Genomic DNA, 18,406 nt, shown 5'->3' on the forward strand with positions numbered 1-18,406 from the left:
GGAACTTTCCCCCCGGTGCGACGGATGTCCAGGGCCCTGCTTGCACTTCTGTTCGTGGCCGCGCTCTCCGGGTGCCCGCCTTCCTCCTCGGCCCCCTGCGTCACGGACACGGAATGTCCGGAAGGCCGGTGTCGCTTCGGTGGGTGCGGGCCGGTGTGCCTGGATGACACCGAGTGTCCCGCCGGCCACGCGTGTACGGCCGGAGCCTGCCAGGAGCGCGCCGAGTGCGTCGCGAGCACCGACTGTGCCCAGGGCTTCACGTGCTCGGCCGGTCGGTGCCTGTGCGACGCGGATACCGCCTGCGCCGCCAACCAGGTGTGCCGCCAGGGCCGCTGTGAGGCGCAGGCCCGCTGCACGGGGAATGCGGACTGTCCGTCCGGCCAACGCTGCGAGGTGACGCAGGGCGCCTGTCTCCCGGTGTGTACCACCGCCGCGAGCTGCGCCCCGGGCGTCGATCCTCAAGTCGCCAATGTGCTCTTCGTCTGCCAGGACGGCACATGCGTGCGCCGGTGCATCAACGACGCCTCCTGTGGAGGCCAGGGGCTCCTCTGCGAGGCGGGCCTGTGCGAGCGCGCTGACTGCGCCACGCGCGCCGACTGTCCCGAGGGCCAGTACTGCACCAGCGCCACCGCGGGCCGCTGCCGGGAGTACCGCGTGTGCCAGTCCCGCGCCGAGTGCCCCGAGAACACGGACTGTCGAGCCTTCGACGCCTCCGCCTGTCCGCCGGGCTTCGACTGCGCGCGGGCGATCTGCCAGGAGCTGCCGCGCTGCCTCATCGACACGGACTGCACCGCTCCTGCCTACTGCCAGCAGGGGTACTGCCAGCCCTCCACCGCGTGCCCCACGGGGGGCCCGTGTCCGGCGGGGCTGCTCTGCGTCGCGCAGCGGTGCGTCCCGGGCGGGTGCCGAGGCCACGCCGACTGCCCCGCCAGTCAGGCGTGTACGGATGGCGCGTGCCGCTCCGCGCCTGACGCCTCGGAGATCTCCGCCCTCGCCATTACCCCGCGCGCGGCGGTGCTGGCCGTGGGCGGCGAGGTTCGGCTGTCCCTCGTGGCCTTCACCTTCTCCGGGGAGAGCTTCCCGCTCGCCATGGGCAGCTTCTCGGTCGTGGATGCCTCGGGCGCTCCGAGTGACGCGGCCACGGTGACTCCGTCCGGCGTGGTGACGGCGGCCGCGCCCGGCACGGTGCGCATCCGCGCGGGTGTCTCCAATCCCGGCGTGACACCGGTCGAGGCCGCGCTCACCCTGCTGCCCGCCGTCACCGAGGGCCGGAGGGTCGTCGTCGTGGACGCGACCACGGGCCGCCCGTTGAGCGGCGTGGAGGTGCTCGGCTGTGACGCTCCTCCCGCCAGCGCGCCCTGCCCCGCTCCGGTCACGGTGACGACGGACGCCAGCGGCGCGGCCCTCTTCCCCAGCTTCGCCGGCACCACCGCGAGCTTCTCCGCCGCCTCGCCCGAGCTGCGCTCCGATGACTACCCCCGCTACGACCGGGTGTCGGTCGCCGCCACGGGCGCGCGGGACGTACTCCTGCCCCTCGGGGAGAATCCGGTCCACGGCGCCGCGGGCTTCAACGCCGGCATCCAGTTCTCCGAGGTCCACTCGAGTGGCCCGGTGTGGCTCGGCTTCTCCGTGCTCTCCGCCGGAGATGTCCCGGAGCTGGATCTCACCACGCTGCTGGGCGAGACGTTCTTCTTCACCGTCCCCGGCCTGCCCCAGCCCGTGCCCGCGCCCGGCAGCGCCGTGGCCTACGTGGCCTCGGGCCTGGGTTCTCCCATGGAGCTCAAGGGGCGCTCACTGGGCCTCGGCCAGCCCGGGCGGCGCGCCGCGGTGGCCTTCGCCGGACGAACAGAACTGACCCTCGCCGCGAGCCTCGGCTCCACGGACCTGCTGGCCTACACCGGGGCCATGGACTACGCGCTCCAGGCCTTCGCCACCATTCCCCTGCGCCCGCGCGTGCCCGATACCTCGGACCTGGACGCGGATGGCCTCTGCTCGGATGCCTCGCGCTGCGCCCAGGGCTCCGAGGACCTGCCGGACTACTTCACCCTGCCCGGCTTCTCCTTCCGCCCGCGCCGCGAGCAGCTCCGCCGCACGGAGGTCGTGCTTCCCCGCCTGCCCTCGGGCCTGGACACCGCCATCGCCAGCGCCGTGGAGCTCTCCGCCGAGGCCGGCATCGTCCCCCTGGGCTTCGCCTCGCGCACCGGTGGCGCCCCAGCGCCAGACGGCACCCGGCCGCTGGAGCCCCTCCTGCTGCGCAGCGGCGCCCCCTACGGCGGAGTAGAGCTCGGCACCCCTGGCGTCTGGGTGTTCGCCACCCAGGTGGCCCAGGCACGGGGAGACACCACCGGCCGTCTGCTCCGAGGCTCGCCGCTGCCCACCCGGGTGCAGGTACCTCCCTTCCTGCCCCTGCCCGTCGCCTCCTACGACCGGACCCAGCGCGCCTTCACCCCCGCCGCCGAGCGCTGGACGGCGCTCTCCCAGGCCGGGGCGGAACTGGCGCGCATCACCTTCACCGGCCCTCGGAGCCGCCACGTGGTGCTCCTGCCGCTCGTCTCGGGGCAGAGCCCCCTGCGCCTGCCAGCAGCCCCCCCGGGAGTCGGGGAAGACCCAGCCACCCAGCAATCGGCCACGGGAGAGGTAGTGGCCATGGATCTTTCGGCTGGTATCACCTGGGACGGCGCCCTGGACCTGCCGGGCGCCAACCTCCTGGGACTGTCGCTCTACCTGGATGCTTACTCGCGGGCGCGTTCCTGGTGAAATAGCGTCTGCCGTCCCTACTTTCGGAGTCCACGCACGATGCAAAAGAAGGAGCCCATCATCGGCATCGACCTCGGCACGACGAACTCGTGCGCGGCGTTTGTCGAGGACAGCGGGAACGTGAAGCTCATCCCCTACAAGGGCGGCGACTACACGATCCCCTCCATCTTCGCCATCGACGACAAGGGCAACGAGCTCATCGGCTTCGAGGCCAAGCGCCAGTGGCAGCTCAACCCGCGCAACACCATCTACGGCGCCAAGCGCCTGGTGGGCCGCACCTATAAGAGCGACATCGTCGACGCGATGAAGAAGGTCGTGGCGTACCAGATGCGCCCCGGCAAGAAGCAGGACGTCGTCCTGGACGTCGGCAAGAAGGAGTTCAGCCTCCAGGAGGTCAGCGCCAAGCTGCTGAACAAGATCCGCGACGTCGCCTCCAACTTCATGAAGATGCCCATCAAGCGCGCGGTCGTCACCGTGCCGGCATACTTCAATGATCGGCAGCGCCAGTCGGTGAAGGACGCCGGCAAGCTGATCGATCTCGAGGTGGTGCGCATCATCAACGAGCCCACCGCCGCGGCGCTCGCCTACGGCGTGGGCAAGGGGCTCAAGGAGAAGGTCGTCATCTACGACCTGGGCGGCGGCACCTTCGACGTGTCGATCATCGAGATCCGCGACCGCGTCTTCGAGGTGAAGGCCACCGGCGGCGACATCTTCCTGGGCGGCATCGACTTCGACAACGCCATCATCCACCACGTGCTCCGGGACTTCGCCTCGAAGACGGGCATCGATCTGGCCACGGACCCGGTGGCCATGCAGCGCATCAAGGACCTCGCCGAGCGCACGAAGATCGATCTCTCCGCGCGCGAGGAGGTGCCCTTCAACATCCCCTTCATCACGATGACCTCGCAGGGCCAGCCCCTGAACATCGAGATGAGGTTCACGCGCAAGATGCTGGAGCAGCTCACCAACCAGCTCGTGGACAAGACGCTGCAGATCGTCGCGCGGGTGCTGGTGGACGCGGGGCTGTCCACCAAGGAGATCGACCAGGTGATGCTGGTGGGTGGGCAGACGCGCATGCCCATCGTCCAGGACCGGCTCACGAAGTTCTTCGGCAAGCCCCCGAGCAAGGGCGTCCACCCGGACGAGGCGGTGGCGATCGGCGCGGCGCTCTACGCGCACTCGCTGCAGGACGACACCAACCTGCGCATCCAGCTGCTGGACGTGATTCCCATGGCCATCGGCCTGGAGAAGGCGGGCGGCGCGTTCCACACGGTGTTCCCGCGCAACGCGCCCATCCCCAACGCCAAGCAGCTCGTGGCGACGACGAGCATCGACAACCAGACCGAGCTGGCGATGCGCATCTTCCAGGGCGACCACGAGATGGTGGCCCAGAACGACATGCTCGGTGAGTTCACCTTCTCGGGCATCCGCCCGGACAGGGCGGGCAAGGTGCAGGTGGAGATCACCTTCGACGTGAACGTGGAAGGCATCCTCACCATGCGCGCGCGCGATCCGGCCACGGGCCGCGAGATGCGGACCACGGTCCGCGTCACCCAGAGCTGACCCCCGGAAACACGAAGGCCCCTCTCCGAAAGGAAAGGGGCCCGGGGTGCCGCGCCTCCGAGTGGAGTGCTAGGCGGTCTTCTTCTCCATCTTCTCCATGACGATCTGCGGGGGCTCGCGCTTGGTGATCACGGTCTCCGTGATCTTGCACTCCTTCACGCCCTCGCGGAACGGCACGTCGTACATGATGTCCAGCATCGCGTCCTCCATGATGGCGCGCAGGCCGCGCGCTCCGGAGTTGCGACGCATCGCCTCGCGGGCGATGGCCCTCAAGGCCTCCTTCGAGAAGGTCAGCTTCACCTTCTCGATCTCGAACATCTTCTGGTACTGCTTCACCAGCGCGTTCTTCGGCTGGGTGAGGATGATGACCAGATCCTCTTCCTTGAGATCGTTGAGCGTGGCCACCATCGGCAGACGGCCGATGAACTCGGGGATCATCCCGAACTTCATCAGATCCTCGGGCTCCACCATGGAGAGCAGCTCACCGACGCTGCGCTCCTCGCGGTGGGTGATCTTCGCCCCGAAGCCCAGGCCCTTCTCGCCCACGCGGCGCTTGATGATGCCGTCGATGCCGTGGAAGGCGCCGCCGCAGATGAACAGGATGTTCGTCGTATCAACCTGCACGTACTCCTGCTGGTTGTACTTCTTGCCACCCCGCGGCGTGACGTTGGCGCGCGTGCCCTCGATGATCTTCAGCAGGGCCTGCTGCACGCCCTCGCCGCCCACGTCGCGGGTGGCGCTCGGCGTGTCGCCCTTGCGCGCGATCTTGTCGATCTCGTCGATGTAGACGATGCCGCGCGCCGCCTTCTCCACGTCGTAGTCGGCGTTGTGGAGCAGGTTCTGGATGATGTTCTCCACGTCCTCGCCCACGTAGCCGGCCTCGGTGAGGCTGGTGGCATCCGCGATGGTGAAGGGGACGTTGAGGAAGCGCGCCAGGGACTGGGCCAGCAGCGTCTTGCCGCTGCCCGTGGGGCCGATGAGCAGGATGTTGCTCTTGCTCAGCTCCACATCTTCCGAGCCCTGGGCTTTCACCCCGGGCCGAGGCCGTGCCGCCGGCTTCTTCTGGTAGATGCGCTTGTAGTGGTTGTACACCGCGACGGCCAGGACCTTCTTCGCCATGTCCTGACCAATGACGTAGTCGTCGAGGAACGCCTTGATCTCCGTCGGCGTCGGCAAGCTGACCTGCGGCTTGCCCTCCTCGCGCTCGTTCTCGTCCGCGATGATGTCGTTACACAGCTTGATGCATTCGTCGCAGATGTAGACCGTGGGGCCCGCGATGAGCTTGCGGACCTCGCGCTGCGACTTGCCGCAGAACGAACAGGACAGATTGACGTGGTGCTCCTTCTTCACTGCTGCCTCCGAGTTCGCCGGCCCCCGGTCACCCGGAGCCTACATCACCGCCACACACACCCGCTCGACAGGCTGCCCACGTCTCGAACAGCCAGCCGCTACAAAATATAGGCCCCCAACCGGCGCGCAGGAAGCCCGACGATGAAGACAACCGCGGGATCCCCACCCCGGAGGTGGCGCCAGCGTTCGATAACAGTCGCTCAGGCGTTCGTCACGCCCGACGCGAGTTCCTCCACGTCGTCTGCCAGGGCAGCGGCCCGCTCGGCGATGGCGGAGGGCACCTTGCGGGAGCCCGAGAGCTCGCTGGCGAGCTTGCGAGCCATCTGGGCCAACCGCCGCAGCTGGACGTTGTCCGCGGGGGGCTCCGGCGGGGGACGGGGGAAGCGCTCGGCGAACTCGCGCTTGAGCTCCGTGGTGGGCTTCTCCGGGTTCCAGATGCTGTCTCGCAGTGAACGGTACTCGGACGGAGAGAGCTGCCCGCGCTCCTCCGCGTCCGCCAGCACCTCCACCACCTCGAAGGCGGGGGCCCGCTGGACGAACTCCTCCTCCTTCACCGACTCGGGGGGCTCGTGCTTGGCCAGGAAGCTGAACGAGCGCGTGAGCTTGAGCGCCGTCTGCTTCTTGATGTGCAGCTCCTTGAGGCAGTAGGCCTCGAAGGAGGGGTAGCCCCACTCCTCGTACTTGGCCTCGTCGCGCACCTGGACGAGCAGCTTGCCTAGCTCGGCCCAGGTGGACTTGAAGCGCTTGGCCGACAGCAGGACGGTGTGTCGGAAAGTACCCGGGGGTACGGACTGTGCCTTGTTCTGGAGATCGGCTTCCACGGCGGTAGGCATGGACGGCGGTATCGCTCAGCCGCCCGAGCCGGGCAACAATCCAGCGCTAGCCCTTCTTGCCTACCGTGAACGACAGGCCCACCGAGGCAAGCGAGCCTTTGTAGGGCTTGAAGGGCCACTTCTTCAGCTCCTCGAAGAGGCACTTGTGCAGTTCCCCGTTCTTGAGCTGCGGGTGGTCCACCCAGAGCTTGGAGACCCGCCCGTCGTTGCCGATGACGAACTCGATGGGGACCTTGGCGGCGAAGCCGGGCCGGCGCTCGGCCTCCGCCTTGAGGCAGGGGAAGAGCGTGCGCTGGTTGCTGGCCACCACCTTGTTGATGGCCGACTGGTCGAACTCGACGCCCATGTCCAGGCCGTCCGGGTCCGTGGAGACTCCGGCCTTGGGCTTCTTGTCCGGCGTGCGAGCGGCCACCGCCGAGGCGGGCGTGGTGGGCGCCGTCGTCCCCGGCGTCGCGGTGGCCGGCTTGGTGGCGGGCTTGTCCGGCGTCTTCCCCGGAGAGGTGGGGTAGTCGATGAGCTCCTCGTCGGAGATGCGGGCCTGGGCCATCGCGATGGTGGGCAGCTCCACCGAGATGTCGGCGAACTCATCCAGCTCGCCGCCGGGCCCGTGGACCGCCGCGTAGCGCGCCAGTTGCCAGGCGCCGATGCCGAGCCCCAGCGTCAACGCCGCCGCCACGCCACCGACGATCATCCGCTTGCGCTGCGTGCGCTGGCGCTCGACGCGCAGGTCCGCGTCCACGCGCGCCTTGGCCACCGAGCGCGCCACGTGGACCTTGAAGGCCGCCACGTCACCGACGCGCACGAAGTCTCGCGCCCCGGGAGGCGCGACCAGCGTGTCCGCGGTCAGCTCGCCCGTGTACAGCTTCTCCACGAGCTGGTGCCCCGTGATGGGTCCCAGGACGAGATCTCCCTGGCGAAACAGCCACGGCGACTCACCCCCCACTACCTCAAGCTCTTGTCGGGCCAGCATTCCCGCCGAAGTATCCTTGGCCCTCCCTCTCACCGCAACGCCCTCCCTCCCCTTCGTGAAGCGAACTCCCGCCGCCCTGTGGATTTGGTACCGAGGTGGAACCTTCCGAGGGTTCCAGCGCCAGCTCGAGGGGCCCACCGTCCAGGACGTCCTGGAAGGGGCCTTGAGGAGGGCCGATGTGCCCGCGATGGGAGTGATGCCCGCCGGGCGCACGGACCGGGGGGTGCATGCCCGGATGCAGGTGGTGAGCCTGCGGCTGGCGCCCGGGGACTCCGCCGAGGCGCTCGCCGCTCGCTTGTCTCCCCTGCTCTCGCCGGAGCTGGGCCTGTGTGTCGCCCGCCGACCCCACCCCTCCTTCCACGCCCAATGGAGCGCGGCGGGAAAGACGTACCGGTACCGGGTGCAGCTGGGCGGCACGGTGGCGGAGGCCTGGCGGCCCTATGTCCTGGATGCGGCCGTGGACCCCGTGCTGGCGGGACGGCCCATTGCTCCCGAGCGCTTCGCGGAGCTGCTGCGAATGGCCGAGGGGACGCGGGACTTCAGCGCGTTCCACGAGAACTCCAGCCCGCGCAAGTCGCGCACGCTGGAGTCCGCCACGGTGCGGGAGCTGGGAGGGGGGTTGTTCGAGGCCAGGCTGCGCGGGGATGCGTTCGCGCGCTACCAGGTGCGCTACCTCGTGGGCTCCGCGCTGCTCGCTGCCGCGGGGCGGCTGTCCGAGGAGCAGTGGCGCGGGGCGCTCGAGCGGGCCGAGAGCATCGCCGGGCTCAAGGCCGAAGCCGCCGGGCTGGTGCTCTGGGAGGTGTACTACCCGCCCGCGGTGGATCCCTTCACCACCACCGAGCGGGCTTCGCCTCCGGGGCTTGCTCCGGGGCCGCCCTTCGGGGACGGGCCCGGGGAGTGAGGCCCGTCAATCGACGAGCCGCTCCTCGTACTTCACCAGCAGATCCGAGATGGCCTCGCGCAGGTACTCGCTCTGACGGATGCGCGTCGAGCGCGACAGATCCTTGAGCGCATCGAGCTTCTCGCGGGACAGCCGGAAAACCACTGAGGTGAGGCGGGGGTTGTTGTCCAAGTGCGATACCTCCTACAGATGCGCACACCATCGCACAGAGTTGATGGATCGCAAGAAAAGTCACCGGGAATTGATCGGGAAGCTCCACTGCAGGCCGGTGAATCCCTCGGCATCCATGCGCAGGCCTGATCCAAACCCGAGTGAGAGCCCGAGCCCTCCATATAAGGAGAGGCGATCCGACAGTGCGTGGCGCAGGCCGAACCCTATGCGAGGGCCCACCCACGTCCCAGAAAACAGCCGCACGGTGGCGCCCAGGTCGAAGAAGGTCTGCAGCTCCTCTTCGCCGTAGACGCTGCGGAAGCCGCCCAGCAGCACCCCTTCCCCACCCTTGGTGGTGACTCCGCCGCGAGCGATGAGGAAGACCTCGTCGCGATCATGGCCCACCGTGAGGCTGCCGCCGAGATCGAGGTAGATGCCCGGGCCGGTCTGGGCCCGATTGTCCCGGAGCGCGTTGGTGTAGCCCAGGCTCGGGCCAACCAGGAGGCTCACGGCGCGGTGCTCCTCGTAGTACTGCGCGCGGGCCCCGGCGGGCGCGAGGAGCAACAAGAGCAGGAGCAGCGTGCGCACGGAACGCGGTGCTTCCTCAGCTCACCACGGGCAGGGGGAAGCCCTGGGCGGCGGGCGCGGGCTTCGTCACCCCCGCGGCCTCGTTCATGCGGCCAGAGCGGAACGGCTCGAGGTCCACCGCCACGAACTGGAAGCCCAGCTGCTTGAGCGCGGTGTTGATGCGCAGCCGAACCTCGACCGACATGAAGCGCTCGTACTCCTCCGCCGCCAGCTCGATGCGCGCCACCTCCTGGTGGTAGCGCACCCGGAACTGCCGGAAGCCCAGCCGGCGCAGCTCCGACTCCGCCTGAGCGATCTGGAACAGCCGCTCCCGCGTCACCGAGGTGCCGTACGGAATGCGCGAGGCCAGGCACGCCATCTGCGGCTTGTCCCACGTGGGCAGCCCCAGGTGGTGGCTCCAGGCGCGGATCTCGTCCTTCGTCAGCCCCGCCTGCGCCAGCGGCGAGCGCACCTGGTGCTCCTTGGCCGCCTTGTGCCCGGGCCGGTGATCCTTGAAGTCATCCGCGTTGAAGCCGTCCAGCACCACCGCGTAGCCCAACTCCTGGCGGCGGGCCTCGCACAAGTCGTACAGCTCCGTCTTGCAGAAGTAGCAGCGGTTGGTCGGGTTGGCCGCGTACTGCGGGTTGGCCAGCTCGTTGCTCGTCACCACCTCGTGCCGCGCGCCCAGACGGGCGGCGAGCTGCCGCGCCTCCTGCTCCTCCTCGGGCGCCACCGAGGCCGACAGCGCCGTCACCGCCAGCGCCCGCTCGCCCAGCTCCTCCACCGCGATCTTCAGCACGAAGGTGGAGTCCACCCCGCCGGAGAACGCCACCAGCGCCGTGCCCTCAGCCCGGATCGCCGCGCGCATCGCCTCCAGCTTGGGGCGGGAGGACTCACACAGGGCCTGGATCTGCTCGGGGCTCAGCATGGCGTTTTTCCTAAAGCAAAGGGCCCCTGATTGCACGCGCAACCGGGGCCCTCGAAAGGCTTCTGGAGCAACAGCGCGGACTACTTGCGCTTGGGGGTCTTCTTGGCCGCCGGAGCCGCCGGCTTCGCCACGCGGGCCGCGCGCGTCGCCGGGCGGGCCTTGGCACCCGTCCCCTTGCCGCCGCCGCCCTTGTCGGCCTTGGGCTCACCGCGCCGCGCCTGCTTGGCCACGGGGTTGGCCTTCATCTTCTTGCCGGTGATGATCTTCAGCTCGTCGCTCGTCACGTAGCCGAGGTCCAGCAGCGACTGGAAGATCTTCATCGCGCCGTCCTCCACCGCCTCGGTGTCGGAGTGGATCGTCACCTCGGGCGAGTTGGGCGGCTCGTACGGCTCGGTGATGCCGATGAAGTTGGGGATCTCGCCGCTCAGGGCCTTCTTGTACTTGCCCGTGGAGTCGCGCGCGATGAGCGTCTCGGTGGGGCAGTCGACGTAGACCTCGACATAGCGGCCGATCTGGCGACGGTTCTCCTCGCGCCCGCTCTTGTAGGGGCTCACGCTCGGCACGAGCACCGCTACGTTGTTGCGGGTGAGGACCTGGGCCACATAGCCCAACCGGCGGACGATGGTGGAGCGCTCCTCTTTGGTGTCACCGAGGCCCTGCCAGAGATCGTCTCCGATCTCGCCCTCGTCGAGGATCTCCACATTGCGACCCACCTGGCGCAGCCGTGCGGCGATGTAGGCGGCCATGGTGGTCTTGCCGGTACCGTGCATGCCGGTCAGCCAGAGCGTGAAACCAGTGGTGCTGGGCATAAGGACGCTAACTCCCTGCGCTCGAAGCGTTTTTCCGCTCCATGAGTGCGCGGCAGATCAGAAGACGCGCGCCTTATAGACGAAAAACCAGTCAGTTGACAATCGACGCCCACCTTTCCGCAGGTGGGGGAGCCAACCGGCCAAGTGCCTGCCCCTACTGGGTTTTTCGCGTCATTCCGTCCCCAGCGGAACCAGATGGTCGCGAAAATCGCCATCTTGCCACCAGAAAAGCTGGGCTTCGGTGGCTCGGCCCTCCAGGACAGCAACCACCAGGTAGGACACACCCGGGAGTACGGGCAGGCCGGCAGGCGCGGCCTGGGCCCTGTCCTCGGCGGAGAAGCCCGCGAATCCATTCACGTGGGAGTGGAACACACACGCCACCTGCTCACCCAGGGCATCGGCCTCCTCGTTGACGGCGAGCCACTCCTGGAGCTCGAAGTGGTAGGCGGTGCGCGATGTATGGGGGAAGCGCACCGGATCGGCTGCGTGGTAACGATCATAGGCGTTGCGCAGGGGGCGCACGCGCCAGGGCCCACTCGGCCCGGCCCGGAGAATCACCCCGCAGCCCTCCTGGGGGTACATCGCCTCCAGGTGCCTGACAACGCCCGACAGATCCTCGGGAAGTCGGTTCAGCGGCACTTCGAGCACCGCTGGAGCTCCATGTCGGTCACCCTGCCCGGCCCCTCGAGCCACCGGGCGCCCAGCTCCGGCCCCATCCCGAGTTGGAGCCGCTGGAACACCAGTGCCCCCAACGTCCCGAGCGCCACGCCGAGGATGCCCGTGGGTGGAGCCCCCAACGTGCGCACCGTCTCCCCGAAGCACCACACGCAGCCCTGGCTGCCGCGGAACACCACCGCGCCCCGGACATGGTCGCCCCCGAGCGCCACCCAGGGCGCCTCGCCCTTCCACGCCGCGGGCAGTTGCGCGAGCCGGCCCCCGGCACGGGGACTCACGGCATCCGGGTTCACCTCCGGGAGCACCCGCGCCAGCACCTGCGCCGCGGACTGCCCCACCTCCTCGGCCGAGACGAGGAAGCCCGGCGCGGCGGGCCCCAGCTGCGCGTCCGTGGCCTCCACGGGCGTGCCTCCGGCGGCCAGGTACGCGGCGGCCGTGAGCACGGCGGGCCCCGCGCCCTCGAGCCGCGCCCCACCCTCCAGCAGCGCCTCCTGTCCGCGCCCGCCCACCTCCTTCAAGAGGATCTGGCGCGAGTAGCGAAGGATCTGGTCTTCCCGTAGGGCCACGGCGCTAGCCTCCGGCAATGGCGGGGATGAGGGTGATGCGATCCGCGTCCTTCACGGGCGTCTCCAGCTCCTCCAGGAAGCGGATGTCCTCCTCGTTGAGGAACACGTTCACGTAGCGGCGCACGGCACCCTTGTCATCGAGCACGCGCGGGCCGATGCCGGGGAAACGCTTCTCCAGCTCGCGCAGCACCTCGCCCACGGTGGCGCCCGGGGCGGCCACCTCGTCCTGGTTGCGGGTGAAGCCGCGCAGGGGCGTGGGAATGCGAACCTTCGCCATGCTCAACTCCCGTGCTTGCGGAGCAACAGCCGGTGGGTGCCGTCCGGCCGTGCCTCCAGGGTGAGGACCTCGTGGCCTTCCTCGCGCGCGCTGCGGGGAACGTTCTTCAGCGGCTCCTCGCCCTTGAGGAGCACCTCCAGCACCGCGCCCGCCGCGAGCGACTCCAGCTTGAGCTTGGTGCGCACGTACGTCATGGGGCACACCTCGCGGGTGATGTCGATCGTGGCCGTCACCGTGTCGTGCATCGCTCGGCCTCCTCGGGCGAAACGAGGGAGGGCGTCCGCCCGGGAGCACAGCTCGGACAATCGGGCGCGCGGTGTACGCGCACCGTCCGCCCCGAGAGCGAAGCCCCATCGAAGACATGTAGCATGGCCTCGCCCCGCGCCAGGCCCGGAGCGCCCGCGAGCCGCTCCAACGCGAGCAGGGCCTGGAACGCGCCCACCACCCCCGCCATCGAGCCCAGCACGCCCGCCTGGGCGCACGTCGGCACGGAGTCCGGCGGAGGAGGCGCCTCGTACAGGCAGCGCAGGCAGGGCCCGTCCGGATCGACGCGCATCGCCTGGCCTTGCATGCGCAACACGCCCCCGTAGACCAGCGGCACGCCGGTGAGCACCGCCACATCGGACAGGAAGAACTTGGTGGCCGTGCCATCGGTGGCGTCGATGACGATGTCATGCGCGCGGAAGAGGGCCTCGGCGTTGCTGGCATCCACCCGCTCGGCCAGACCCTCGGTGCTCAGGTCGGGGAAGGCACGCGCCAGGCCCTCGGCGGCGGACTCGGCCTTGAGCCGACCCACGTCCGAGGTGCGGTGCCAGAGCTGGCGGTGGAGGTTCGTCACGTCCACGCGGTCCGGGTCCACCATCGTCACGTGCCCCACGCCGGCGTGCGCCAGCGCGAGCGACGCGGGACAGCCCAGGCCCCCCGCTCCCACCACCAACACTCGCGCCTCGTAAAGGCGGCCCACGCAACACTCCTCTTCTTCAAACTTCCCCAGGGAGGCGGAACGAATATCCTCCGGCGCCGCTACGTCCCACCCTTGGGTAGCACACTTCCCCGCTTCACCCCCCAGCCCACATATGAAAAAGCTGACTGGCGCGCTTGTCCTTTCGTTCTCCCTCCTCCTGGCCTCCGGCTGCCGCAGCGCCGGCGAGACCAAGGAAGGAGAGGATGCTTCCACCCCCTCGCAGGACGCCTCGACCGGCACCTCCACGGGAGCCCTCACGGGGACCCCGTCGGGCGGCACTCCCGCTGACACGGCCCAGCCCGGCGCTGGCGGAGAGGTCCAGCCCGGCAAGCCGGGAGCGGGCGAGGGAGCCGTCGCCCCCCCGCAGACCGACGAGGTCCGTGCCGCCCAGGAGCGCTGCCTGGACACGTGGCTGAAGGGCAAGAAGCTGGACCCGTACGGCAACGCCGACGGCACCATGTACGCGGGCGGCTCGCCGCTGTTCAACGAGGCCACCGGCGAGTCCAAGGACCGGCTGGACTTCGTCTACCAGAAGCAGCCCGAGGCCAAGAAGGCCTGCGCCTCCGCCGGCACCCAGGCCCCCGCTCCGACGAAGTAGGCTCCGGAAGCAGGCTCCGGAAGTAGGTCCCGGAAGCAGGCCTCGGAAACAGGCGCGAGACGCCCTGGAGCATGCCCCCTTGGGTCCTCGGGGGGCATGCAAACGAGCGCGGGGATTTCCGGGAACGCGGCGGCTCCCTTAAGCTGCCGGCCGTGACCGAAACCGACCTCGCCCGCGACGAGGAGAAACCGGCCAACGACCTGCGCGCCCGGGTGCGCACGGTGCTGGAACGCCGCAAGCTCACCGACCGCGTCTCCGCCGAGCAGGCGGCCGCCTCCTGGGAGCAGGACCGCTTCGTGGCCCGGGCCCGCGCGCTCTTCTACGCGCGAATGATGTTCCTGACCCTGGGCCTGCTGATCCTCGCGGTGCCCACCTGGTCGGGCTACTTCGGCCTCAACGGCCCGCTGGCGTTCGCGGGCTACTTCGCGATGCTGCTCTACAGCGTCGCCAACTTCCTGGTCATCGATCACCCGAAGGCCGGCCGTTGGGTGACGTACCTCACGCTCTGCCTCGACCTGTGCATCATGGTGGTGCTGATCGCCAAGCCGCAGGTGGGCGGCGGTCTACAGAGCCCGCTGCTGGCCACGCAGCTGCTGTTCACCACCCTGTTCGCCATCCTCTACCCCCGGCCGCTGGCGATCCTCCCGCCGCTCTTGGCGCTGCCCATCACCACGCGGCTGGACCTGCTGCTCAACCGGTCGGTGACGGCCATCGAGCTGCTGACACTGCTGTGGTACTCGGCGCTCAACTTCATCATCGTCTACGTGGTGGTGTACCTGAACGAGCGAGAGGCCACCGCGCACCGCGAGGTGGTGGAGCTGCAGGGAGACCTGAAGGAGCTGGCCGTCGTGGAGGAGCGCAACCGCATGGCGCGGGAGATCCACGACGGGCTGGGCGCCTCGCTCTCCTCGATGATCATCCAGTCCGAGTACATCCTCGGGCTGGCGAAGGACGGCCCGCTGCGCGACGAGATCGGCGAGCTGAAGGCCACCGCGGAGGAGTCGATCGAGGAGCTGCGGCGCAACCTGCGGATGATGCGTGAGGACTTCGAGCTGACGCAGGGCCTGGAGGACTACGTGAAGACGTTCCGGGACCGCACGCAGCTGGACATCCGCTTCGAGCGCTCGGGGCTGCCGCGCAAGCTGTCGCCGGACGCGCAGCTGGCGCTGTTCCGCATCCTCCAGGAGGGCCTGTCCAACGCGGCCAAGCATGCACAGGCCAAGGTGGTGCAGGTGAAGCTCGACTTCAGCGAGCAGCGGGTACACCTGCTGGTGCGTGACGACGGCAAGGGCTTCGACCCGAAGAAGACGCCGCGTGGACACTACGGCCTGCTGAACATGCGCGAGCGCGCCATGAAGCTCGGCGGCGAAATCATCGTGGACTCGACGCCCGGCGCGGGTGCTCTCGTCTCCTTCTCCATTCCCTGTACCTGACCGGAGTTCCCGTGGACGCCCAGCCGACGACGCCTCCCGCAGCACCCATCCGCGTCTTCGTGGTCGAGGACCAGACCAAGATCCTGAAGAACCAGCTGCGGCTGCTGGAGGGGCACCAGGAGATCGAGATCATCGGCACCGCGCTGTCGGGCGAGGCCGCGCTCGAGGAGGTGCCCAAGGTGATGCCGGACGTGCTCCTGCTGGACCTGGGGCTGCCGCGCATGAGCGGCATCGACGTGACGCGGGCGGTGAAGGCCAGCTACCCGAAGGTGGAGATCCTCATCTTCACGATCTTCGACGAGGAGGACAAAGTCCTCGAGGCGGTGAAGGCGGGAGCCTCCGGTTACCTGCTCAAGGGCGCGCCGGTGGACAAGATCATCGAGGCCATCAAGGAGGTGCGCGCGGGCGGCACGGTGATTCAGCCGAACCTGGCGCGCCGGCTGTTGCGGCACTTCCGGGTGGATCCGGACAGCGCTCCGCTGCCCACCGAGCCGCGCCCGTCCCCTGCCCCTGTCGAGCCCGTCGCCGCGGAGCCCGCAGCCCCCGAAGCCCCGACCGCGGAGGCGGCGGATGAGCCACAGCTCAAGCCGCTGTCGGATCGCGAGCGGGAGATCCTCCAGCTCATCGCCAAGGGCGTATCGAACAGCGAGGCGGCGCGGCTGCTGAACCTGAGCAAGGCCACCATCCGCACGCACCTGGAGCACATCTACCGCAAGCTCGAGGTGACCAACCGCGTGGAGGCCGTCACCGAGGGCATCCGCAAGGGCCTCATCTCGGTGTAGGGCGTATGTCCGCTCCCCTCCAGCTTCACCTCCGAGACCTCAGCCAGGCGATGGTCGAGGCCTGGCGGCGGGAGTTCGCCAACTTCCCGGGGGTCACCATCTCTCACGGTGACATCTTCTCCGAGCGCCCCGGGACGATCAGCGCGAGCGATCCCATCGACGTGCGCGCTGACGCGGTGGTGAGCCCCGCCAACAGCTTTGGCTTCATGGATGGCGGCATCGACGCGGTCTACACCTATCAGCTCGGTCCCCAGGTGCAGGAGCGGCTGCGAGCGCTGCTCGCCGAGCAGCATGGGGGCGAGCTACCGGTGGGGCAGGCGGTGATCGTCCCCACGGGACACCGGGATATTCCGTGGTGCATCAGCGCGCCCACCATGCGCGTGCCCACGGATGTCAGCGAGACGGTGAACGCCTACCTCGCCATGAGGGCAGCCCTGCTGGCGGTGCTGGCGCACAACCGCACGAAGGCAGCGCCCATTCGCACCGTGTTGTGTCCCGGGCTCGGCACCGCCGTCGGGCGCATGCCGCCCAATCGCTGCGCACGCCAGATGCGGGAGGCCTGGGTGCGGACCGTCGTGGGCAAGCCCTTCATCCCCTACTCGCTGCGAACTGCCGCCGAAGAGGACTGGGAGCTGCGAAAATAGGAAGGGGCCGCACGGGGAAGAAGAAAACGCCGTCGCCCTGTTTCATCCTCAGCGAGCTGCGATCCGAAGTCGGCTGCACGTGGACGTCACCGAGAGCAATCCTCGACGTGGCGCCCTGGGCTCTCCGGGAGTTCCCGGAGGCCTTTGGCCCGTCGACTCAAATCATGCTTGTTGTGGGTGCATGCACCTTCGCACGCGCAGCTCGCGCCCTTTCTAGCTCCCCGGGCAGGCAAGCGCGGCCGAGCCTGGCAGCCAGCACAACAAGAGCACCCAGAGCTGGAGCCCACGCCGTTCCATCCGGAACCCTCCGCGCCACGCGTTCTGTGGAGGGTAGCCATGGCGGTGGGACCCAGCAGGTGAACAGGGGGGCCATTCCCACCCATGAGGACGCTCCTTAGCTTTGAGCCACGGGAGGACTCATGCCGCGCGGATACAGCTACGATCACTTCCAGGTCCCTAAACGTGAGCCCAGGGAGCGTGCCACCCCATCGGACGCGCTCAAGGCCGCCACCGCCAAGAAGGGAGAGGCAGCCCCGCACACGGAGTCACAAGAGGGCCTGCACTACGGCCAGGATCACTCCGAGACGCTGGTGCGCCTGCGCGCGAAGCGCCAGGCCAAGGCGACCGCGAAGAAGGAGGCCCCAAGCCGGGGTGCCTCCACCAAGGCGCCCACGCGCGGTGGCAAGACGGTGGAGCGCATGGCCACGGCGGCGAAGACGGTCGTGAAGCGGGTGGCCAAGAAGGCCTCCGCGCGAAAGACGTCCAAGAAGCGCTGAGCCAGAGACGCCTCGCATTCGCGAGGCGTCCCTGCACGGCTCGGGCGCCCCACCCACTTGGGGCGCATCGGCTCACATGAGCTGAGAGGCCTCGACGCCCATGCCATGCACGGCCCCATTGCCCGGCTTGGGCGTGGGGCGCTTGAGCTTCTGACGGCGCATCTTGCGAACGGCCTTGCCGGCGAGCGAGGCCGGCTCGGGCGCCAGGCCCTCCAGTCCGCGGCGCACGCTGCGGACCGCGTCCTTGCCCATGTCGAGCACAGCGGAGAGGGCGCCCGCGGCCACGTTGCCCGGCGGTGTATCCGGGGCGCGCGGGTGCGGCCGCGTGGGCGCGACCTTCCGGGCCATTGTCAGCGCCTGCGCCATCTCCTTGAGCTCGCTCGGGCTGAAGGCCTTGCGCACGCGAGGGAAGAGCTCGCCCTCCTCCTCCGCGACGTGGGTGCGGATGTTCTCCATCAGCACCTTCACCTTGGCGTTGAAGCGCTCGGCCTCCGGAGGCAGGTTCTCCAGCTCCTTCAGCAGCCACTTGGCCACGTGGTGCTCCTCGAGCGCCTCGAGCACCTGATCCCCCAGCTTCGCATCCTTGGCGCGCACCGCCGGGTAGAAGACCTGCTCCTCGATGGCCGCGTGTACGGCCAGCTCACGCACGATCTGGTCCACCAACCGGCGCTTGAGCTTCTTCGCGTTGGGGCCCGCCTGTTCGAACTTTCGGAAGAGCGTCTCCACCGTCTTGTGGTCCGCCTTCAAGAGCGCGATGGCATCCATGGCTCGCAATCCCCTCTCCTCTCGTGTGAATCACTGGTGTGGAATGGTGGGGACGCCCCGCGTCTCACGCTCGGAGCGCGCCGCGCTTGCTCCCCGGC

The 18,406-nt window shown here is 69.0% G+C and carries 21 protein-coding genes; 8 read left to right on the forward strand and 13 right to left on the reverse strand.

Annotation, left to right across the window (positions count from 1 at the left end):
* Window positions 1–24: 24 nt before the first annotated feature.
* Both SYV04_RS16095 and SYV04_RS16100 read left to right on the forward strand, forming a co-directional pair.
* The gene (locus SYV04_RS16095; RefSeq protein ID WP_321546667.1) at window positions 25–2,757 is read left to right on the forward strand and encodes an Ig-like domain-containing protein; all 2,733 of its coding nucleotides are present in this window, start codon (window positions 25–27) and stop codon (window positions 2,755–2,757) included.
* Between the two features lie 39 nt (window positions 2,758–2,796).
* Complete coding sequence (locus SYV04_RS16100; protein ID WP_321546668.1) at window positions 2,797–4,320, forward strand: Hsp70 family protein; 1,524 nt, start codon at window positions 2,797–2,799, stop codon at window positions 4,318–4,320.
* A gap of 69 nt (window positions 4,321–4,389) precedes the next feature.
* Here the strand turns inward: SYV04_RS16100 and clpX are convergent, their stop codons facing one another.
* From clpX to SYV04_RS16115, 3 genes are all read right to left on the reverse strand, one after another.
* On the reverse strand, window positions 4,390–5,670 hold the full coding sequence (gene clpX, locus SYV04_RS16105; protein WP_321546669.1) for an ATP-dependent Clp protease ATP-binding subunit ClpX: 1,281 nt from the start codon (window positions 5,668–5,670) through the stop codon (window positions 4,390–4,392).
* Window positions 5,671–5,870: 200 nt separating this feature from the next.
* Window positions 5,871–6,503 (reverse strand): hypothetical protein, encoded by a 633-nt coding sequence (locus tag SYV04_RS16110; protein ID WP_321546670.1) that lies wholly within the window; start codon window positions 6,501–6,503, stop codon window positions 5,871–5,873.
* A gap of 46 nt (window positions 6,504–6,549) precedes the next feature.
* The gene (locus tag SYV04_RS16115; protein ID WP_321546671.1) at window positions 6,550–7,473 is read right to left on the reverse strand and encodes an AgmX/PglI C-terminal domain-containing protein; all 924 of its coding nucleotides are present in this window, start codon (window positions 7,471–7,473) and stop codon (window positions 6,550–6,552) included.
* Window positions 7,474–7,660: 187 nt separating this feature from the next.
* On the opposite strand from SYV04_RS16115, the gene SYV04_RS16120 reads away from it, so the two are divergent.
* A complete protein-coding gene (locus tag SYV04_RS16120) occupies window positions 7,661–8,374 on the forward strand; it encodes a tRNA pseudouridine synthase A (protein ID WP_321547051.1) in 714 nt (237 codons plus the stop codon).
* A gap of 6 nt (window positions 8,375–8,380) precedes the next feature.
* Here SYV04_RS16120 and SYV04_RS16125 read toward each other — a convergent pair whose 3' ends face one another.
* The 9 genes from SYV04_RS16125 to SYV04_RS16165 form a co-directional block, all read right to left on the reverse strand.
* Window positions 8,381–8,545 carry a ribbon-helix-helix domain-containing protein gene (locus SYV04_RS16125; RefSeq protein WP_321546672.1) on the reverse strand — a complete coding sequence of 55 codons (165 nt, stop codon included), beginning with the start codon at window positions 8,543–8,545 and terminating at the stop codon, window positions 8,381–8,383.
* Window positions 8,546–8,605: 60 nt separating this feature from the next.
* Window positions 8,606–9,112: a hypothetical protein gene (locus SYV04_RS16130; RefSeq protein ID WP_321546673.1), complete on the reverse strand. Its 507-nt coding sequence runs from the start codon at window positions 9,110–9,112 to the stop codon at window positions 8,606–8,608.
* A 16-nt stretch (window positions 9,113–9,128) separates the two neighbouring features.
* A complete protein-coding gene (gene larE / locus SYV04_RS16135; protein ID WP_321546674.1) occupies window positions 9,129–10,019 on the reverse strand; it encodes an ATP-dependent sacrificial sulfur transferase LarE in 891 nt (296 codons plus the stop codon).
* A gap of 80 nt (window positions 10,020–10,099) precedes the next feature.
* Window positions 10,100–10,828, reverse strand: a complete 729-nt coding sequence (gene cysC, locus SYV04_RS16140) for an adenylyl-sulfate kinase (RefSeq protein WP_321546675.1) — start codon at window positions 10,826–10,828, stop codon at window positions 10,100–10,102.
* A 171-nt stretch (window positions 10,829–10,999) separates the two neighbouring features.
* Window positions 11,000–11,476: a M67 family metallopeptidase gene (locus SYV04_RS16145; protein ID WP_321546676.1), complete on the reverse strand. Its 477-nt coding sequence runs from the start codon at window positions 11,474–11,476 to the stop codon at window positions 11,000–11,002.
* A complete protein-coding gene (locus SYV04_RS16150) occupies window positions 11,458–12,069 on the reverse strand; it encodes a ThiF family adenylyltransferase (RefSeq protein WP_321546677.1) in 612 nt (203 codons plus the stop codon). The genes SYV04_RS16145 and SYV04_RS16150 overlap by 19 nt, the downstream gene beginning before the upstream one ends.
* Window positions 12,070–12,073: 4 nt before the next feature.
* Window positions 12,074–12,346, reverse strand: a complete 273-nt coding sequence (locus SYV04_RS16155) for a ubiquitin-like small modifier protein 1 (protein WP_321546678.1) — start codon at window positions 12,344–12,346, stop codon at window positions 12,074–12,076.
* A 2-nt stretch (window positions 12,347–12,348) separates the two neighbouring features.
* Window positions 12,349–12,591, reverse strand: a complete 243-nt coding sequence (locus SYV04_RS16160; protein WP_321546679.1) for a sulfurtransferase TusA family protein — start codon at window positions 12,589–12,591, stop codon at window positions 12,349–12,351.
* On the reverse strand, window positions 12,576–13,310 hold the full coding sequence (locus SYV04_RS16165; protein WP_321546680.1) for a HesA/MoeB/ThiF family protein: 735 nt from the start codon (window positions 13,308–13,310) through the stop codon (window positions 12,576–12,578). Before SYV04_RS16165 ends, SYV04_RS16160 begins: the two co-directional genes overlap by 16 nt.
* Before the next feature lie 112 nt (window positions 13,311–13,422).
* Here SYV04_RS16165 and SYV04_RS16170 point away from each other — a divergent pair, with 112 nt between their 5' ends.
* The 5 genes from SYV04_RS16170 (at window position 13,423) to SYV04_RS16190 (ending at window position 17,543) form a co-directional block, all read left to right on the forward strand.
* A complete protein-coding gene (locus tag SYV04_RS16170) occupies window positions 13,423–13,908 on the forward strand; it encodes a hypothetical protein (RefSeq protein ID WP_321546681.1) in 486 nt (161 codons plus the stop codon).
* Window positions 13,909–14,060: 152 nt separating this feature from the next.
* Complete coding sequence (locus SYV04_RS16175; protein ID WP_321546682.1) at window positions 14,061–15,341, forward strand: sensor histidine kinase; 1,281 nt, start codon at window positions 14,061–14,063, stop codon at window positions 15,339–15,341.
* 11 nt (window positions 15,342–15,352) lie between these two features.
* Complete coding sequence (locus SYV04_RS16180; protein WP_321546683.1) at window positions 15,353–16,123, forward strand: response regulator transcription factor; 771 nt, start codon at window positions 15,353–15,355, stop codon at window positions 16,121–16,123.
* 5 nt (window positions 16,124–16,128) lie between these two features.
* Window positions 16,129–16,767 (forward strand): macro domain-containing protein, encoded by a 639-nt coding sequence (locus SYV04_RS16185; protein ID WP_321546684.1) that lies wholly within the window; start codon window positions 16,129–16,131, stop codon window positions 16,765–16,767.
* A 419-nt stretch (window positions 16,768–17,186) separates the two neighbouring features.
* Window positions 17,187–17,543 (forward strand): hypothetical protein, encoded by a 357-nt coding sequence (locus SYV04_RS16190; RefSeq protein WP_321546685.1) that lies wholly within the window; start codon window positions 17,187–17,189, stop codon window positions 17,541–17,543.
* A 72-nt stretch (window positions 17,544–17,615) separates the two neighbouring features.
* Here SYV04_RS16190 and SYV04_RS16195 read toward each other — a convergent pair whose 3' ends face one another.
* Complete coding sequence (locus SYV04_RS16195; protein ID WP_321546686.1) at window positions 17,616–18,308, reverse strand: hemerythrin domain-containing protein; 693 nt, start codon at window positions 18,306–18,308, stop codon at window positions 17,616–17,618.
* Window positions 18,309–18,406: the final 98 nt, after the last annotated feature.

It is taken from the genome of Hyalangium ruber (assembly GCF_034259325.1).
GTDB classification, from domain to species: domain Bacteria; phylum Myxococcota; class Myxococcia; order Myxococcales; family Myxococcaceae; genus Hyalangium_A; species Hyalangium_A rubrum.

Bases quoted from the DNA above. Each gene is read 5' to 3' on its own strand.
- SYV04_RS16095 (WP_321546667.1), top strand. From the start codon at position 25: ATGTCCAGGGCCCTGCTTGCACTTCTGTTCGTGGCCGCGCTCTCCGGG.
- SYV04_RS16100 (WP_321546668.1), top strand. From the start codon at position 2,797: ATGCAAAAGAAGGAGCCCATCATCGGCATCGACCTCGGCACGACGAAC.
- SYV04_RS16110 (WP_321546670.1), bottom strand. From the start codon at position 6,503: ATGCCTACCGCCGTGGAAGCCGATCTCCAGAACAAGGCACAGTCCGTA.
- SYV04_RS16115 (WP_321546671.1), bottom strand. From the start codon at position 7,473: ATGCTGGCCCGACAAGAGCTTGAGGTAGTGGGGGGTGAGTCGCCGTGG.
- SYV04_RS16120 (WP_321547051.1), top strand. From the start codon at position 7,661: ATGGGAGTGATGCCCGCCGGGCGCACGGACCGGGGGGTGCATGCCCGG.
- larE (WP_321546674.1), bottom strand. From the start codon at position 10,019: ATGCTGAGCCCCGAGCAGATCCAGGCCCTGTGTGAGTCCTCCCGCCCC.
- cysC (WP_321546675.1), bottom strand. From the start codon at position 10,828: ATGCCCAGCACCACTGGTTTCACGCTCTGGCTGACCGGCATGCACGGT.
- SYV04_RS16155 (WP_321546678.1), bottom strand. From the start codon at position 12,346: ATGGCGAAGGTTCGCATTCCCACGCCCCTGCGCGGCTTCACCCGCAAC.
- SYV04_RS16160 (WP_321546679.1), bottom strand. From the start codon at position 12,591: ATGCACGACACGGTGACGGCCACGATCGACATCACCCGCGAGGTGTGC.
- SYV04_RS16170 (WP_321546681.1), top strand. From the start codon at position 13,423: ATGAAAAAGCTGACTGGCGCGCTTGTCCTTTCGTTCTCCCTCCTCCTG.
- SYV04_RS16185 (WP_321546684.1), top strand. From the start codon at position 16,129: ATGTCCGCTCCCCTCCAGCTTCACCTCCGAGACCTCAGCCAGGCGATG.
- SYV04_RS16190 (WP_321546685.1), top strand. From the start codon at position 17,187: ATGCCGCGCGGATACAGCTACGATCACTTCCAGGTCCCTAAACGTGAG.
- SYV04_RS16195 (WP_321546686.1), bottom strand. From the start codon at position 18,308: ATGGATGCCATCGCGCTCTTGAAGGCGGACCACAAGACGGTGGAGACG.